General features: G+C 65.8%; 17 protein-coding genes. 7 read left to right on the plus strand and 10 right to left on the minus strand.

Translation table 11 applies throughout. The annotated features are described in order from the left end of the window. Positions 1-52 precede the first annotated feature (52 nt). Together PKB_RS07405 and PKB_RS07410 are read left to right on the plus strand one after the other, a co-directional pair. Positions 53-787: an SDR family NAD(P)-dependent oxidoreductase gene (locus tag PKB_RS07405; protein WP_043250370.1), complete on the plus strand. Its 735-nt coding sequence runs from the start codon at positions 53-55 to the stop codon at positions 785-787. A gap of 58 nt (positions 788-845) precedes the next feature. Next, on the plus strand, positions 846-1,529 hold the full coding sequence (locus PKB_RS07410) for a GntR family transcriptional regulator (RefSeq protein ID WP_043250373.1): 684 nt from the start codon (positions 846-848) through the stop codon (positions 1,527-1,529). A 190-nt stretch (positions 1,530-1,719) separates the two neighbouring features. Here the strand turns inward: PKB_RS07410 and PKB_RS07415 are convergent, their stop codons facing one another. The 5 genes from PKB_RS07415 to PKB_RS07435 all read right to left on the minus strand — a co-directional run bounded on the left by PKB_RS07415 (position 1,720) and on the right by PKB_RS07435 (position 6,594). After that, on the minus strand, positions 1,720-2,421 hold the full coding sequence (locus PKB_RS07415; protein WP_043250375.1) for an ATP-binding cassette domain-containing protein: 702 nt from the start codon (positions 2,419-2,421) through the stop codon (positions 1,720-1,722). Positions 2,422-2,424: 3 nt separating this feature from the next. After that, positions 2,425-3,192 (minus strand): high-affinity branched-chain amino acid ABC transporter ATP-binding protein LivG, encoded by a 768-nt coding sequence (livG, locus tag PKB_RS07420; RefSeq protein ID WP_043250377.1) that lies wholly within the window; start codon positions 3,190-3,192, stop codon positions 2,425-2,427. Further along, positions 3,189-4,439: a high-affinity branched-chain amino acid ABC transporter permease LivM gene (locus PKB_RS07425; RefSeq protein ID WP_043250379.1), complete on the minus strand. Its 1,251-nt coding sequence runs from the start codon at positions 4,437-4,439 to the stop codon at positions 3,189-3,191. Before PKB_RS07425 ends, livG begins: the two co-directional genes overlap by 4 nt. Further along, positions 4,436-5,353 (minus strand): high-affinity branched-chain amino acid ABC transporter permease LivH, encoded by a 918-nt coding sequence (gene livH / locus PKB_RS07430; protein WP_043250381.1) that lies wholly within the window; start codon positions 5,351-5,353, stop codon positions 4,436-4,438. Before livH ends, PKB_RS07425 begins: the two co-directional genes overlap by 4 nt. Before the next feature lie 119 nt (positions 5,354-5,472). Beyond that, the gene (locus tag PKB_RS07435) at positions 5,473-6,594 is read right to left on the minus strand and encodes a branched-chain amino acid ABC transporter substrate-binding protein (protein WP_043250384.1); all 1,122 of its coding nucleotides are present in this window, start codon (positions 6,592-6,594) and stop codon (positions 5,473-5,475) included. A gap of 305 nt (positions 6,595-6,899) precedes the next feature. Here PKB_RS07435 and PKB_RS07440 point away from each other — a divergent pair, with 305 nt between their 5' ends. Further along, positions 6,900-7,217 carry a DUF2288 domain-containing protein gene (locus PKB_RS07440; RefSeq protein ID WP_043250386.1) on the plus strand — a complete coding sequence of 106 codons (318 nt, stop codon included), beginning with the start codon at positions 6,900-6,902 and terminating at the stop codon, positions 7,215-7,217. 66 nt (positions 7,218-7,283) lie between these two features. Further along, entirely contained in the window at positions 7,284-7,649 is a 366-nt protein-coding gene (locus PKB_RS07445; RefSeq protein WP_043250389.1) for a DUF5064 family protein, read from the plus strand. 52 nt (positions 7,650-7,701) lie between these two features. Here PKB_RS07445 and phnE read toward each other — a convergent pair whose 3' ends face one another. From phnE to PKB_RS07465, 4 genes are read right to left on the minus strand one after another with little or no spacing between them, the layout of a single operon-like run. Further along, positions 7,702-8,484: a phosphonate ABC transporter, permease protein PhnE gene (gene phnE, locus PKB_RS07450; protein WP_052355205.1), complete on the minus strand. Its 783-nt coding sequence runs from the start codon at positions 8,482-8,484 to the stop codon at positions 7,702-7,704. Next, positions 8,481-9,308, minus strand: coding sequence for a PhnE/PtxC family ABC transporter permease (locus PKB_RS07455; RefSeq protein WP_043250391.1), 828 nt, complete (start codon positions 9,306-9,308; stop codon positions 8,481-8,483). The genes phnE and PKB_RS07455 overlap by 4 nt, the downstream gene beginning before the upstream one ends. Beyond that, on the minus strand, positions 9,302-10,105 hold the full coding sequence (locus tag PKB_RS07460; RefSeq protein ID WP_043250393.1) for a phosphonate ABC transporter ATP-binding protein: 804 nt from the start codon (positions 10,103-10,105) through the stop codon (positions 9,302-9,304). Before PKB_RS07460 ends, PKB_RS07455 begins: the two co-directional genes overlap by 7 nt. Next, positions 10,102-10,959: a putative selenate ABC transporter substrate-binding protein gene (locus tag PKB_RS07465; RefSeq protein WP_043250396.1), complete on the minus strand. Its 858-nt coding sequence runs from the start codon at positions 10,957-10,959 to the stop codon at positions 10,102-10,104. The genes PKB_RS07460 and PKB_RS07465 overlap by 4 nt, the downstream gene beginning before the upstream one ends. 175 nt (positions 10,960-11,134) lie before the next feature. Between PKB_RS07465 and PKB_RS07470 the strand changes: the two genes are divergently transcribed. The 3 genes from PKB_RS07470 (at position 11,135) to PKB_RS07480 (ending at position 14,638) form a co-directional block, all read left to right on the plus strand. After that, positions 11,135-12,025 carry an NAD(P)-dependent oxidoreductase gene (locus tag PKB_RS07470; protein ID WP_043250399.1) on the plus strand — a complete coding sequence of 297 codons (891 nt, stop codon included), beginning with the start codon at positions 11,135-11,137 and terminating at the stop codon, positions 12,023-12,025. A 10-nt stretch (positions 12,026-12,035) separates the two neighbouring features. Further along, positions 12,036-12,827 carry a hydroxypyruvate isomerase family protein gene (locus PKB_RS07475; RefSeq protein ID WP_043250401.1) on the plus strand — a complete coding sequence of 264 codons (792 nt, stop codon included), beginning with the start codon at positions 12,036-12,038 and terminating at the stop codon, positions 12,825-12,827. A 143-nt stretch (positions 12,828-12,970) separates the two neighbouring features. Beyond that, a complete protein-coding gene (locus tag PKB_RS07480) occupies positions 12,971-14,638 on the plus strand; it encodes a phosphoethanolamine transferase (RefSeq protein WP_043250403.1) in 1,668 nt (555 codons plus the stop codon). Positions 14,639-14,767: 129 nt separating this feature from the next. Here PKB_RS07480 and PKB_RS07485 read toward each other — a convergent pair whose 3' ends face one another. Continuing rightward, a complete protein-coding gene (locus tag PKB_RS07485; protein WP_043250405.1) occupies positions 14,768-15,217 on the minus strand; it encodes a universal stress protein in 450 nt (149 codons plus the stop codon). Positions 15,218-15,330: the final 113 nt, after the last annotated feature.

Consider the following 15,330-nt stretch of genomic DNA (forward strand, 5'->3'; position numbering starts at 1 on the left):
AACGGGTCCATCATGCCTGGCATCCACAGGCCCGAATGGACGGATCGCACCCATGAGCCAAGCCAAGACCCTGCTGCTGACCGGCGCCAGCCGCGGCATCGGCCACGCCACCGTGAAGCACTTCAACGCCGCCGGCTGGCGCATCTTCACCGCCTCGCGGCAAAGCTGGGTGGACGACTGCCCCTGGGCCGAGGGCCTGCTCAACCACATCCACCTCGACCTGGAAGACATCGACAGCGTCGAGCGCGCCCTGCCGGCGATCCGCGAGAAGCTCGGCGGCCGCCTGGATGCCCTGGTGAACAACGCCGGCATCTCGCCCAAGGGCCCGGAAGGGCAGCGCATGGGCGTGCTGGAAAGCGACTACGGCACCTGGCTGAAGGTCTTCAACGTCAACCTGTTCTCCACCGCACTGCTGGCGCGCGGGCTGTTCGATGAGCTGAAAGCGGCTCAGGGCACGGTCATCAACGTCACTTCCATCGCCGGTTCGCGGGTGCATCCCTTCGCAGGGGTCGCCTACGCCTCGTCGAAGGCCGCGCTGGCGGCGCTGACCCGCGAGATGGCCTACGACTTCGGCCGCCACGGCGTGCGCGTCAACGCCATCGCGCCGGGGGAGATCGACACCTCGATCCTGTCCTCGGGCACCGAGCTGATCGTCGAGCGTGACATTCCCATGCACCGCCTGGGCAAACCGGAGGAGGTGGCCTCGCTGATCCATTTCCTCTGCACCCAGGGGGCGTCCTACGTGAATGGCGCGGAAATCCACGTCAACGGCGGTCAGCACGTCTGAGCTGGCAAATCACCGCGCAAATGCCCATCATCCCGCCGCGAACCCGGACGAGCCGCCCATGAACTATCCCATCGAAGGCATCACCCACTCCCTGCTGGGCAGTAGCGTCTATGCGCTGCTCCGCGAAGCGCTGATCACCGGGCGCTTCCAGCCCGACGACCGCCTGCGCATCCGCGACCTGGCGCAGCAGCTGGGCACCAGCGTGACGCCGGTGCGCGATGCCATCCTGCAGCTGGCCAAGGAGCAGGCGCTGGTGCTCAAGACCCCGCGCGACATCCGCGTGCCGGTGCTCAGCCAGGCGCAGTACCTGGAGATCCGCAGCATCCGCGTCGCCCTCGAAGGGCTGGCGGCGGAAACCGCGGCGGCTCGCGCCGATGCCGAGCAACTGGCGATGCTGGAGGCGAACATCCGCGACAACCTCGCGGCCATCCACGCCGACGACCAGATCGCGGCGTTGAAGCTCAACCAGGCCTTCCACTTCGCCCTCGCCGACATCGCCGGGATGCCGCTGCTGAGGAGCTTCCTCGACAGCCTGTGGATGCGCACCGGCCCGCTGATCGCCCGCGCCTACGGCAGCTTCAACGAGCGCATGGCGGTGGAGCACCACTGGGAAGTGCTGCACGCCCTGCAAGAAGGCGACGGCGCCGCGGCGCGCGCGGCCATCTGCGCCGACCTCACCGACGGCAGCCAGAAGATGCTGGAGTTCATCGCCCAGGTGGAGGAGACGCTGGCCGCCGACTGACGGTCTCTTCGTAGGCGCGGACTCATCCGCGAATTGTCGTAGCGATATTTCCCTGTAGGAGCGCGCCATGCGCGCGAATCGCGGCCATGGGCCGCTCCTACAGCGAGCCAGGAGGCACCCGCCGAAGCCGGTCATGCGAAGCCCATAAAAAACGGCCCCGAAGGGCCGTTTTTCTTGCCTGCGAAAAGGCTCAACCGCCCAGGTAAGCGTCGCGTACCTTGGGGTTGACCAGCAGGTTGGCGCCGGTGTCCTGCATCACGATGCGACCGTTCTCCAGCACGTAGCCGCGGTCGGCGAGCTTCAGCGCCTGGTTGGCGTTCTGCTCGACGAGGAAGACGGTCACGCCTTCGCTGCGCAGCTGTTCGATGATGTCGAAGATCTGCTGGATGATGATCGGCGCCAGGCCCAGGGACGGCTCGTCGAGCAGCAGTAGCTTTGGCTTGCTCATCAGCGCACGGCCGATGGCGAGCATCTGCTGTTCGCCGCCGGACATGGTGCCGCCGCGCTGGTTGAAGCGCTCCTTCAGGCGCGGGAACAGCCCGAGGACGCGCTCCATCTGCTCGTCGTACTCGCCCTTGCTGGTGAAGAAGCCACCCATGGCGAGGTTTTCCTCGACGGTCAGGCGGGCGAACACGCGACGGCCTTCCGGCACCACCGCGATGCTCTTGCGCATGATGTGCGAGGACTCCTGGCCGACCAGTTCCTCACCGAGGTACTTGATGCTGCCGGAGGCCGCGCGCGGCGAGCCGCAGAGGGTCATCAGCAGGGTCGACTTGCCGGCGCCGTTGGCGCCGATCAGGGTGACGATCTCGCCCTGCTGCACTTCCATGCTGACTTCGTGCAGCGCCTGGATCTTGCCGTAGAAGGTGGAGACCTTGTCGAACTTCAGCATGGCTCAGGCCTCCCCCAGATAGGCTTTGATCACGTCCGGGTTGTCGCGGATCTGCTCCGGGGTACCGTCGGCCAGGGGAGTGCCCTGGTTGATCACGTAGATGTGGTCGGAAATGCTCATCACCAGCTTCATGTCGTGCTCGATCAGCAGCACGGTGACGTTGTGCTCGGCACGCAGCATGGCGATCAGTGCCTTGAGGTCATCTGTCTCGCGCGGGTTGAGACCGGCCGCCGGCTCGTCGAGCATGAGCAGTTGCGGGCGGGTCATCATGCAGCGGGCGATTTCCAGGCGGCGTTGCTGACCGTAGGCCAGGGTACCGGCCGGGCGGTTGGCGACTTCCTTCAGATTGACCACTTCCAGCCAGTGCGCCGCGTAATCCAGCGCCTCGGCTTCACTGCGGCGGAAGCTCGGTGTACGCAGCAGGCCGGCGAAGAAGTTGGTGTTGAGGTGGCGGTGCTGAGCGATCAGCAGGTTCTCCACCGCGGTCATGTCCTTGAACAGACGGACGTTCTGGAAGGTCCGCACCACGCCGCGGTGGGCGATCTTGTGGCCGGGCAGGCCGTGCACCGCTTCGCCGCGCAGGAGGATCTGGCCGCCGGTGGGCTGGTAGAAGCCGGTCAGGCAGTTGAACACCGTGGTCTTGCCGGCGCCGTTCGGGCCGATCATCGAGACCACCTGCTTTTCTTCAACGTTGAGGCTCACCCCGTTGACGGCCAGCAGGCCGCCGAAGCGCATGGTCAAGCCGCTTACTTCGAGAATCGGTCGGCTCATTTGCGCAACTCCAGATGCGGACGCTGCATGGGCAGCAGGCCCTGCGGACGCCAGATCATCATCAGCACCATGACGGCGCCGAACATCAACATGCGGTACTCGCTGAAGCTGCGCATCAGCTCGGGCAGCAGGATCATCACCACGGCGGCGAGAATGATCCCCAGCTGCGAGCCCATGCCGCCCAGCACCACGATGGCGAGGATGGTTGCCGACTCGATGAAGGTGAATGACTCAGGCGTGATCAGCCCCTGGCGCGCGGCGAAGAAGCTGCCGGCCAGGCCCGCGAAGCAGGCGCCGAGGGTGAACGCGGAGAGCTTGATGATGGTCGGGTTCAGACCCAGCGCACGGCAGGCGATCTCGTCTTCGCGCAGGGCTTCCCAGGCGCGGCCCAGCGGCATGCGCAGCAGGCGGTTGATGACGAACAGCACCAGCAGTACCAGCAGCACGGCGACCAGGTAGAGCACCACGACCTTGTAGTTCGAGTTGTAGGCGATGCCGAAGAACTCGTGGAAGGTCTGCATGCCCTCGGGCGCGCGACGCTCGAAGCTCAGGCCGAACAGGGTCGGCTTGTCGATGTTGCTGATGCCGTTGGGGCCGCCGGTCAGGCCGGTGAGGTTGCGCAGCAGGATGCGGATGATCTCGCCGAAGCCCAGGGTCACGATCGCCAGGTAGTCACCGCGCAGGCGCAGCACCGGGAAGCCGAGCAGGAAGCCGAACAGCGCGGCCATGCCGCCGGCGATCGGCAGGCAGGTCCAGAAGCCCAGGCCGTAGTAGTGCGACAGCAGCGCGTAGCTGTAGGCGCCCACGGCGTAGAAGCCGACGTAGCCGAGGTCGAGCAGGCCGGCCAGGCCCACCACGATGTTCAGGCCGAGGCCGAGGAGCACGTAGATCAGCACCAGGGTGGCGATGTCGACGGCGCCGCGCGAGCCCCAGAAGGGCCAGACCAGGGCGACGGCGATCATGGCGATGATCACCTTGCGCTGCACCGACGGCTTGGTCAGCGCGCGGAACAGCGGGCTGTTCTCGCCGGGCAGCACGTTGAGGCCGCCGAAACTGAAGCGGTGGCGCACCAGTTGCCAGACGAACATGCCCACGGCGCACGCGGCGATGGTCCACAGGGTGACCGGGCTGACGCCCTCCAGCTGCAGGCCGATGCCGATCACGCTGAGCTTGATGCCGAGGACGGGGTAGGCCACTGCCAGCACCAGCAGGGCGCTGAAGAAGGCGGTCTTGAGTCGCTTGTTCATACCTTCTCCACCTCCGGACGGCCGAGGATACCGGTCGGACGGAACAGCAGGACCAGGACCAGCAGGCTGAAGGCCACCACGTCCTTGTACTGGTCACCGAAGACATCGGCGCCGAAGGCTTCGGTCACGCCGAGCACCAGGCCGCCGAGCATGGCGCCGGGGATGCTGCCGATGCCGCCGAGTACGGCTGCGGTGAAGGCCTTGATACCGGCCAGGAAGCCGATCTGCGGGTTGATCACGCCGTATTGCATGCCCAGCAGCACCGAGGCGACGGCGGCCAGGGTGGCGCCGATGACGAAGGTCAGGGCGATGATGTTGTTGGTGTTGATGCCCAGCAGGTTGGCCATCTTGATGTCCTCGGCGCAGGCGCGGCAGGCGCGACCCAGGCGGGAACGGGAGATGAACATGCTGAGGCCGTACATGGTCAGCAGGGTGACGATGAAGATCAGCACCTGCATGTAGGAGACGGTCACGCCGTAGTCGCCGCCGAAGACGAAGTTGCCCGGAAGCAGGTTGGGAATGGCCTTGTCCTTGGAGTCTTGCGCGAGCAGGACTTCGTTCTGCAGGAAGATCGACATGCCGATGGCCGAGATCAGCGGGATCAACCGGTTGCTCCCGCGCAGCGGGCGGTAGGCGATCCGTTCGATGCTGTAGCCGTAGGCACTGGTGACGATGATGCTGGCAGCGAATGTGCAGACGATCACGATCGGCAGGCTGACGATGCCCATCATGGCCAGTCCGGTGATCACGATGAAGGCTACGTACGAGCCAATCATGTAAACCTCGCCATGGGCGAAGTTGATCATGCCGATGATGCCGTAGACCATGGTGTAGCCGATGGCGATCAGGGCATAGGTGCTGCCAACGGTGAGACCGTTAACCAGCTGTTGCAGGTAGTGATAGAGATCAGGCATTACCTAACTCCTCGGGCGTCGCGTGAAGCGGCGCTTGTGGCGCGACGGACCCCCGGAATACTCGGAATAAACAAAGCCCACTGCAGATGCAGTGGGCTCTGAGCGAAAGGCAGCGGACCTTATTTGACTTCGGTCTTGGTGCCGTCCTTGTGCCATTGGTAGACCACGAAGTTGAAGTCCTTCAGGTCGCCCTTCTGGTCGAAGGCCAGGGTGCCGGTCGGGGTGTCGAAGCTGTTGCTGCGCAGAGCGGCGGCGACTTTGTCGGTGTCGGCGCTGCCGGCTTTCTTGATGCTGTCGGCGATGACCTGCACGGCGGCATAGGCCGGGAACACGAACGGGCCGCTCGGGTCCTGGTTCTTGGCCTTGAAGGCAGCAACCAGAGCCTGGTTCTTCGGATCCTGGTCGAAGGACTTCGGCAGGGTCACGTACATGCCTTCGGAAGCCGGGCCGGCGATGGCCGAGATTTCCTTGTTGCCGACGCCTTCCGGACCCATGAAGCCGACCTTCAGGCCTTTCTCGGAGGTCTGACGCAGCAGCAGGCCCAGTTCCGGGTGGTAGCCGCCGTAGTAGACGAAATCGACGTTGTTCTGCTTCAGCTTGGCGATCAGCGAGGAGAAGTCCTTGTCGCCGGCGTTGATGCCTTCGAACAGGGCGACTTTCACGCCAGAGGCTTCCAGGGTCTTCTTGACCGCGGTAGCGATGCCTTCGCCGTACTGCTGCTTGTCGTGGATGACGGCAACGACTTTCGGCTTGACGTGCTCGGCGATGAACTTGCCAGCGGTCGGGCCCTGCATGTTGTCCAGGCCGATGGTGCGGAACACCAGCTTGTAGCCGCGGTTGGTGATGTCCGGGCTGGTGGAGGCCGGGGAAATCATCAGGACGCCTTCGTCCTCGTAGATGTCCGAAGCCGGCTGAGTGGAGCTGGAGCACAGGTGGCCAACGACGAACTTGATGCCGTCGTTGACGATCTTGTTGGCGACTGCCACGGCCTGCTTGGGATCGCACGCGTCGTCATAGACCACGCCTTCGAGTTGCTTGCCGTCTACGCCGCCTGCCTTGTTGATCTGCTCGATGGCCATCTTGGCGCCGACGAATTCCATCTCCCCGTACTGGGCGACCGCGCCGGTCACAGGGCCGGCCAGGGCGATCTTGATGGTGTCGGCAGCCATGGAGTAGCTGGCGACGCCGGCGAGGGCCATGGCGGTCAACAGTTTGGAAAGACGCTGAGTACCCTTTTTCATAATGCTCCACTCGTTCTTGTGTTTTCGTTTTTGTGGTCCGTGGCCGTGGTCACCCGGGCTTTGCACCCGGGAGAAGTCCGACGGCAACTGTACCGGTACAGTGTAGAGTGCCGCTTCGCCGCTTGAAAAGCGGGGGGCGGCGGGGCCCTTCGGCTCATGTCGCATGAATGAAACAAACGTATAGAAAAACGGCGCTGTCGCCGAACCCCTCCTTTGGTCCTCTTCCACCCCGAGTGACTCCCGGGAAACTTGCCTGGCGCCGGTCGGGCGGTATCATGACGCCGCTTCATTTCCCGGTGAGACCCATGACAGATCAAACTAGCACCCTCTATGCCAAGTTGCTCGGCGAAACCGCGCAGATTTCCTGGCAGGAGCTGCAACCCTATTTCGCCCGCGGCGCCCTGCTGCAGGTGAGTGCCGCACTCGATCTGGTAGAGGCCGCGCAGGCCCTGGCCGAGGACGACCGCACGAAGGTCGCGGCCTGGCTCGGCAGTGGCGACCTGGCCAAGGTCGACGAGGCGCGCGCCGAGGATTTCCTCGCCCGCGACCCGCAATTATGGGCGGTGGTAGTGGCGCCCTGGGTGCTGATCCAGGAGCGCGGGGCAAGAACTTCTTCGAATTGAGCCCGGACGCCGCGTGGAGGAGTAAAGGCGAGCTAGACTTGGCGGATCACAGCAAGGAGGTACGTCATGTTTGAGCCTGGTCACCTGCATCTCCACGCCCTGCCTGGCCTCGACCAACAGGCGGTGGATATCCATCTGCACTACGAAGTTCGCCACGACGTCGAGAAGGGGGCCTTCGTCCACTTCACCATGGACGGCAGCATCGACGGCAACCCGTTCAAGGAAGAGTTCGACATGCCCAAGGACCAGGCCTTCAACTTCGCCAGCGATGCCACCCGCATCGCCCAGAAGCATGGCCTGCATCCGCGTTTCGGGCCGGTGGTGCGCATCCACAAGGAATACGACGCGATGTTCGAGGACATCCGCGCCAAGCTGGGCACCCACCCGGGCGACCCGGTCGACCTGGATCAGGTGCTTCGCGGCAGCGACTGATCGCGCATTCCCTCGCAAAAAGCCCGGCTCGTGCCGGGCTTTTTCATTGGGCTCAGGCGCTGACCCAGCGTTGCCGCGCCCAGGCGCTCAGGGCGTCGACCCCGAGGACCAGCACCAGCATGGCGAGGATCACGGTCGCGGCCTGGGCCTGCTGGAACAGGCTGAGGCTGAAATAGAGCATCTGCCCCAGCCCGCCGGCGCCGACGAAGCCGAGCACGCTGGCCATGCGGATGTTGTTCTCCCAGCGATAGAGGATGTAGGCCACCAATTGCGGCCACACTCCGGGCAGGGTGCCGTAGGCGAAGGCTGCGACCCGTCCGCTGCCCGCCAGGCGTAGTGCCTCCGCGGGTTCGGCCGGGGTGTTTTCCAGCGCTTCGGCGAACAATCGGCCGAGCACGCCGCCGGTGTGCAGGGCCAGCGCCAGGGTGCCGGCGTTCGGTCCGAGGCCGGCAGCCAGCACCATCAGTGCGCCCCAGACCAACTCCGGCACCGCGCGCAAGGCGTTGAGCAGGAAGCGCGCCAGCGTCTGGGCCGCAGCGCCGAAGCGGCCGGCCGCGGGCAGCGCGAAGAGCATTCCGAGCAGCGCCGCCAGCAGGGTGCCCAGGGCCGACATGGCCAGGGTTTCCAGTGCTCCTTTGGCCACTGCGCTCAGCTGTACGGAGGTCAGGTCCGGCGGGAAGAACTCGCGGGCATAGCCGAGCATCTGCCCCAGGCCTTCGCTGCTGAGCAGGCTGCCGCTGTCGATCTGCAGGTAGATGAAGGAAGCGGCCACCGCGACCAGGATCGCCAGCGTCCAGCCAAGGGCATGCAATAGCCCGCGTCGCGCGCGATTCATTCGAGCCTCCGGCGCAGGAAGCGGCTGAGGCGGTCGGCGCCCAGTACCAGCACCAGGAACGTCAGCAGCAGGCTGGCCACTTCGCCACCGGCGAACATGCGCAGCGAAAGGTCGACCTGCTGGCCGAGCCCGCCGGCGCCGACGAAGCCCATCACCACCGAGGCGCGAATCGCGCATTCCCAGCGGTAGACGGTGTAGGAAATCATCTCGGCGGCGGCCTGCGGCAGCACGCCGTAGGCGAAGGCGCCCAGGCGTGAACCGCCGCCCAGGAGCAGGGCGCGGGTCGGGCGCGGGTCCACCGACTCGAAGATCTCCGCGTAGACCTTGCCGAGCATGCCGCCGTAGGTGATGGCGATGGCCATGACCCCGGCGGTGGCGCCCAGGCCGACGGCGCGGACGAAAAGCAACGCCCAGACGATTTCCGGGATGCTGCGCAGGACGATGAGCAGGGCCCGCACCGGCCAGCGCAGCGCGCGCGCCCACCGGGCCGGCAGGCCGGCACGTGGCAGTGCCGAGAGCGACAGCGCGCGGGTGGCGAGCAGCGACGCGGGGAAGGCGATCAGCCAGGCCAAGGCCATGCCGGCGGTGGCGATGGCCAGGGTTTCCAGGGTGGCGCGGCCGAGGATGGCGAGGAATTCGCTGTCGTGCGCCGGTGGCCAGAAGCCGGCGAGGAAGCCGGCCATGGTGTGGGCGCTGTCGCCGCTGAACAGCGCGCCGAGGTTCAGCTCGCTCAGGCGCACGCCTGGCCAGAGCAGCGCCAGGGCGAGCAGGGTTAGGAGCAGGCGGGGCAGGGCCGCCGGGTCGCGCTGGCTGCTGTTCAGCATCGCGGAATCTGCACCACGTGCAGCGGCTCGACCGGTGGCGAGTGCTGGTCGTTCAGCTGCTCGTTGGCGTAGAGCTGCTGCAGGTCGTCCTGGCTGACCGCGCTGGCCGCTTTGTCGAAAGCGATGCGCCCGTCACGGATGCCGACGATGCGCGGGAAGTGCGCCAGCGCCAGTTCCACCGCGTGGAGGCTGGCCAGCAGCGTGAGGCCGCGGGCGTCGGCTTCGCGGGTGAGCAGGCCGAGCGTGTGCCCGGCGAGCACCGGGTCCATCGCCGAGACCGGTTCGTCGGCGAGCAGAAGTTCCGGCTGCTGGTAGAGCGCGCGCGCGATGCCGACCCGCTGTAGCTGGCCGCCGGAGAGCTGGTCGCAGCGTTCGAACAGCTTGTCCGCCAGGTCCAGGCGCTGCAGTGCGGCGCGCGCTCCCTCGATGTCCTGTGGATAGAGCAGGCTGGCCAGGCTCTTCCACAGCGGCCACTGGCCCAGGCGGCCGGCCAGCACGGCGTTGACCACCCGTTGACGCGGCGGCAGCGGCGGTGCCTGGTGGATCAGCCCGATGCGCGAACGCAGGCGCTGGCGCGCTCCGCTACCAAGTTGCCAGGGCTGGCTGTCGAGCACTTCGAGGGTGCCGCTGCTCGGTTTCAGGGCGGTGGCGAGGATGCGCAGCAGGGTCGTCTTGCCGGCTCCGGAGGGGCCGATGACAGCCACCCTTTCGCCGGCATCGACGCGCAGGTCGATGCCGGCGAGCGAGCGCTGGCCGTTGGCGTGGACTTGCTCCACGCCGGTCAGCTTCAGGGTCACTTCAACAGGCCGGCGGAACGCGCCGCTTCCTCGATGCCCTTGTAGTTCTCCGGCTTGGTCTCGACGAAGCGACTGGCGGCCTGCAGGTCGAGGATCGCCTTGTCGCTCGGCTTGCTCGGGTCGAGGGCGAGGAAGGCCTTCTTGATCTTCTCGGCCAGGGCCGGATCGAGGTTGCCGCGCACGGTCCAGTTGTAGTCGTAGTAGCTGGGGGTGGTGGCGAAGACCTTCACTTTATTGGTGTCGACCTTGCCGGCGTCGACCAGCTTGTTCCACACCGAGGCGTTCAGCACCCCGGCGTCGACCTTGCCGGCCTGGACCCAGGCGACGGTAGCGTCGTGGGCGCCGGAGTAGGCCACGCGGGAGAAGAACTGCTCGGGGACGATGCCGTCCTTCTGCATGAAGTAGCGCGGCATCAGGCTGCCGGAAGTGGAAGACACGGAGCCGAAGGCGAAGGTCTTGCCCTTGAGGTCCTGCAGCGACTTCACGTTCGGGTCGGCGGTGATGAATTTGCTGGTGAACTGCTGGTCCTGCTCGCGCTGTACCAGCGGGATGGCGTTGCCGGTCTTCAGGCGCGCCTGGACGAAGGTGAAACCGCCCAGCCAGGCCATGTCCAGGCGGTCGGCGGCGAGCGCCTCGACCACGCCGGCATAGTCGGATACCGGGACGAACTTCACCGGGATGCCCAGTTGTGCCTGCAGGTACTCGCCCAGCGGCTTGAACTTGCGCAGCAGTTCGGTGGGGGCTTCGTCGGGGATCGCCGAGACCTTCAATTCCTTGAGGGTTTCGGCCTGGGTGAAGCTGGCGGAAAGGGACAGCGCGAAGCAGGCGGCAAGCGCCAGGGTGCGTTTCAGCATGGAAGCAGTCTCCGGTTCAATAGCGGCAGAAAGCCCGGGAAGTATAGTGGCGGTCTGCTGCTGCGCATTGGGCGGATGGTCGCAGCGGGCCGCAATATACAGGCTCGGCGAAGGCTTGGGTGGGCGTTAATATGGCCGCCCCCGTGCCCGCCATCTTGTTCGCCAGGAGTCGCCCATGTCTGCTGCTTCGCCTTCCATCGCCTTCGCCGGACTCGGCCTGATGGGCGTGCCCATGAGCCGCCGTCTGCTCGCCGCCGGGTATCCGTTGACCGTGTGGAACCGTTCCGCCGCCAAGCGCGAGTTGCTGGCCAGGGAGGGCGCGCGCGCGGTGGGCAGCCCCGCCGAGCTGTGCGCGGATGCCGAGATCGTCATGCTCTGCCTGGCCGATACGGCGGCGGTGCGCGAAGTGGTCTTCGGCCCTGGCGGCATCGTCGAAGGGGCGAAGCCGGGCCAGCTGCTGGTGGACTTTTCCAGCCTGGAGCCGGCGGCCACCCGCGAGATGGCTGCCGAGTTGGAGGCGCGCACGGGCATGCGCTGGGTCGATGCGCCGGTCTCCGGCGGCACGCCGGGCGCCGAGGCCGGCAGCCTGGCGATCATGGCGGGCGGCCGGGTCGAGGACATCGAACGCATCCGTCCGGTGCTGGCGCATCTGGGGCAACGCCTGACGCGCATGGGCGAGGTCGGTGCCGGCCAGGTGACCAAGGTCTGTAATCAGATGATCGTCGCCTGCAATGCGCTGGTGATTGCCGAAGTGGTTGCGCTGGCCGAGAGCGCCGGTGTCGATGCCAGCCTGATCGCCCCGGCGCTGGCCGGTGGCTTCGCGGATTCCAAGCCATTGCAGATCCTTGCGCCGCAGATGGCCGAGAGCCGCTACGAGCCGGTGAAATGGCACGTGCGCACGCTGCTGAAAGACCTGGATACGGCAGTGAAACTCTCCCGCGAGCAGGGCTCCGCCACGCCCATGAGCGGCCTCGCCGCGCAGCTCATGCGCCTGCACGGCAGCCAGGGCCATCTCGAACACGACCCGGCCACCCTGGTCGAGCAATATCGCCAGAGCCGCGACTGAGGATTGACCGATGCAGATCTGCGCCAATCTGTCCCTGCTGTTCACCGAGCTGCCGCTGATCGAGCGTGTGCGCGCCGCGGCCGATGCCGGTTTCGCCGGTGTCGAGATCCAGTTTCCCTATGAAGTACCAGCCGCCGATCTGCGGGCCGAACTGCAGCGCAACGCAATGCCGCTGGTGCTGATTAATGTGCCCGCCGGCGACCTTATGCAGGGCGGCGCGGGCCTGGCCGCAGTGCCGGGGCGCGAGGCGCAGTTCGCCGAGGCGCTGGAACAGGCGTTGGCCTACGCCGAAGTGGTGCAGCCGCAGCGGATCAACGTACTGGCCGGCCGCCTGGCTGAAGGCGTCGAGCGCGAACAGGCGCTGTCTCTGCTCGCTCGGCATCTTCGGCAGGCCGCCGAAGCCTTCGCCGCCAGCGGCGTACCGGTGCTGATGGAGGCGATCAACCACCACGACATGCCGGGCTTCCTGCTCAACACGCCTGAACACCTGCTGGACATGCTGCAGCGCGTCGGCCACGAGAACCTGGGCGCGCAGTTGGACCTCTATCACATGGCGCGCATGGACCAGGACCTGGCCGCCAGCGTGCACCAGCTGCGCGGCCACATCGGCCATGTGCAGTTCGCCGATGCGCCGGGGCGTGGCGAGCCGGGCAGCGGGACCCTGGACTTCGAACCGGCGCTGGTTGCGCTGCAAGAGCAGGGCTTTGCCGGCTGGCTGGGAGCGGAATACCGCCCCGTCGGCGCCACGACGGCGGGCCTGGGCTGGCTGCGGCGCTGGCGGGAGCGTCTGCGCGACGCCTGAACAGCGTTCCTGGCGGTTTTCCAGGTGTCGGAAAGCTGGCAAAATTGACGCCTTTTTGACCTGTCAGCCTTTCCGGTCGCGCCGCCCGCAGTGGCGGTGGGCCATTGGTTTTCCTGCCGCACGTAATCCAAGGAGTGCACTCGATGTCCGAGGGCAAGAGCCGCTTTTTCCCCACGATCAGCTCGACCCGGCTGATCCTGCTGTTTTCTCTGGCCCTGGTGCTGTTCTACAACTTCGCCACCTGGAAGGCGCTTGCCGGCCTGGTGCCGCTGCAAGGCTTCTATCGCCTCGCCTTTTTCGGCTCATTCGCTGTCTTCCTTGGTGCCTTCTTCACCCTGTTGCTGACCCTGGTGTCGTTCCGCCCGCTGCTCAAGCCGGCGATGACCCTGGTGGCGCTGTGCTCCGCCGCGGCCGCGTACTTCATGAACAGCTATGGCATCGCCATCGACACAGTGATGGTGCAGAACGTCTTCGAGACCAATCCGGGCGAGGCCGCGGCGCTGTTCAGCGGCAAGCTGATTGCCTACCTGCTGCTGCTTGGCGTGCTGCCCTCGGTGCTCATCTGGTGCACGCCGGTGGTCTACAAGCCGTTCTTCCGCGGCCTGCTCAACAAGGTGCTGGTGCTGGTCGCTTGCGTAGTGGCAGTGGCGGTAATGGTGGGCAGCTTCTATTCGACCTACGCACCGATCTTCCGAGAAGAAGCCAAGCTGACCCACTTCATCAACCCGACCAACTACATCTACGCCGTGACCAAGTACGGCAAGCAGCGCCTGGGTATCAAGAAGGCCGAGCTGGTGGTGCAGAAGATCGGTGAGGATGCGGTGCAGAGCGCCGCTGCCAGCCAGAAGGCGAAGAAGTCGCTGTTTGTCTTCGTGGTCGGCGAGACCGCGCGTGCCGACCACTTCTCGCTCAACGGCTATGCCCGCGACACCAACCCCGAGCTGGCCAAGCTGGACATCCTGAACTTCACCCAGGTGCATTCCTGCGGTACTTCCACCGCGGTCTCGGTGCCCTGCATGTTCTCCAAGTTCCCCCGCGAGGACTACAGCGACAAGAAGGGCAAGACCTACGAGAGCCTGCTCGACGTGCTCCAGCGCGCCGGCCTGTCGGTGATCTGGCTGGATAACAACAGCGACTGCAAGGGCACCTGCCTGCGCGTTCCGCACAAGGATATCCCGAAGAACCAGCCGGGGCCGTTCTGCAACGGCAGCAATTGCCTCGACGAGGCCCTACTGCAGAACCTGCAGGCGTACATCGACGGCCTGAAGGACAACGCCATCATCGTCCTGCACGCCGATGGCAGCCACGGCCCGGAGTACTACGACCGCTACCCGGCGAGCCTGGAGCGCTTCAAGCCGGTGTGCCACACCAACCAGCTGGGCAGCTGCTCGAAGGACGAGCTGGTGAACGTCTACGACAACACCATCCTCTATACCGACTTCTTCCTGTCGAAGGTGATCGAGCTGCTCAAGCACAACAGCGACAAGTACGACACCTCGATGCTCTACGTCTCCGACCACGGCGAGTCGCTCGGCGAGAACGGCATGTACCTGCACGCCGCGCCCTACGCCATCGCCCCGGAAGCGCAGACCCACGTGCCGATGGTCATGTGGTTCGGCCCCTCGACCCTGGGCAACCAGGGCATCGACCGCAATTGCCTGGCCGGCAAGCGCGACGAGGCCGATCTCAGCCACGACAACGTGTTCCACTCGGTGCTCGGCCTGCTGGACGTGCACACCAGCCTGTACCAGCCGGCGCTGGACATCTTCCATTCCTGCCGGGGTAATGCGGTGGCGACTGGCGGTAACTGAGGCGCCTTTCGTAGGAGCGAGCTTGCTCGCGAACCGATCCTGAGCCTGTTCGCGAGCAAGCTCGCTCCTACAATCCACCCCAGAAACGAAGAAAGGCCCCGCGGGGCCTTTCTTCGTTTCTGGGGTGGATTACTTGTCGCGAACCAGCAGCACTGGGCGGTTGCTCACCCGCAGCAGGCCCTCGGCGACGCTGCCCAGCATCAGCCGACGCACGCCGCGGCGGCCGTGGGTGCCCATGACGATCAGGTCGGCTTTGGCCGCCTCGGCTTCGACCTCGATGCGTTCGGCGATCTCTTCGCTGGCGCGTTCCTGGCAGACCCGGTCGAAGCTCGCCTTGACCTGATCGCCGACGATCTGGCGGGCCTTGCCCAGCACGTCGTCGGCAGCCTTGAGCGCCGCTTCGCGCAGCGGCTCGGGGTTGTAGTAGACGGCGTAGTCGGGCAGGTGGCGCAGCGGGCTGTCGACGATGGTGACCACTCGCAGTTCGCCTCCGCTCAGCTTCGCCAGCTTCACGGCTTCGTTCAGCGCCCGGTCGGACACCGAGCTGCCGTCCACGGCTACCAGAATGCGCTCGTACATGATGTTTCCCTCAATGAGTGGCTTGGTGAGTTGACTCTAGCGCTGTCTCCGGGAGATTCCCTTGCGCGGGGTCAATAGTAGGACACCGTCTGTAGGAGCGAATTTGCCCACGG

The sequence above is a fragment of the Pseudomonas knackmussii B13 genome (assembly GCF_000689415.1).
Taxonomy (GTDB): domain Bacteria; phylum Pseudomonadota; class Gammaproteobacteria; order Pseudomonadales; family Pseudomonadaceae; genus Pseudomonas; species Pseudomonas knackmussii.

Bases quoted from the DNA above. Each gene is read 5' to 3' on its own strand.
- PKB_RS07415 (WP_043250375.1), bottom strand. From the start codon at position 2,421: ATGCTGAAGTTCGACAAGGTCTCCACCTTCTACGGCAAGATCCAGGCG.
- PKB_RS07470 (WP_043250399.1), top strand. From the start codon at position 11,135: ATGTCTGCTGCTTCGCCTTCCATCGCCTTCGCCGGACTCGGCCTGATG.
- PKB_RS07475 (WP_043250401.1), top strand. From the start codon at position 12,036: ATGCAGATCTGCGCCAATCTGTCCCTGCTGTTCACCGAGCTGCCGCTG.
- phnE (WP_052355205.1), bottom strand. From the start codon at position 8,484: ATGAATCGCGCGCGACGCGGGCTATTGCATGCCCTTGGCTGGACGCTG.
- PKB_RS07455 (WP_043250391.1), bottom strand. From the start codon at position 9,308: ATGCTGAACAGCAGCCAGCGCGACCCGGCGGCCCTGCCCCGCCTGCTC.
- PKB_RS07480 (WP_043250403.1), top strand. From the start codon at position 12,971: ATGTCCGAGGGCAAGAGCCGCTTTTTCCCCACGATCAGCTCGACCCGG.
- PKB_RS07405 (WP_043250370.1), top strand. From the start codon at position 53: ATGAGCCAAGCCAAGACCCTGCTGCTGACCGGCGCCAGCCGCGGCATC.
- PKB_RS07440 (WP_043250386.1), top strand. From the start codon at position 6,900: ATGACAGATCAAACTAGCACCCTCTATGCCAAGTTGCTCGGCGAAACC.
- PKB_RS07435 (WP_043250384.1), bottom strand. From the start codon at position 6,594: ATGAAAAAGGGTACTCAGCGTCTTTCCAAACTGTTGACCGCCATGGCC.
- PKB_RS07425 (WP_043250379.1), bottom strand. From the start codon at position 4,439: ATGAACAAGCGACTCAAGACCGCCTTCTTCAGCGCCCTGCTGGTGCTG.
- livH (WP_043250381.1), bottom strand. From the start codon at position 5,353: ATGCCTGATCTCTATCACTACCTGCAACAGCTGGTTAACGGTCTCACC.
- PKB_RS07410 (WP_043250373.1), top strand. From the start codon at position 846: ATGAACTATCCCATCGAAGGCATCACCCACTCCCTGCTGGGCAGTAGC.
- PKB_RS07465 (WP_043250396.1), bottom strand. From the start codon at position 10,959: ATGCTGAAACGCACCCTGGCGCTTGCCGCCTGCTTCGCGCTGTCCCTT.
- PKB_RS07445 (WP_043250389.1), top strand. From the start codon at position 7,284: ATGTTTGAGCCTGGTCACCTGCATCTCCACGCCCTGCCTGGCCTCGAC.
- livG (WP_043250377.1), bottom strand. From the start codon at position 3,192: ATGAGCCGACCGATTCTCGAAGTAAGCGGCTTGACCATGCGCTTCGGC.
- PKB_RS07485 (WP_043250405.1), bottom strand. From the start codon at position 15,217: ATGTACGAGCGCATTCTGGTAGCCGTGGACGGCAGCTCGGTGTCCGAC.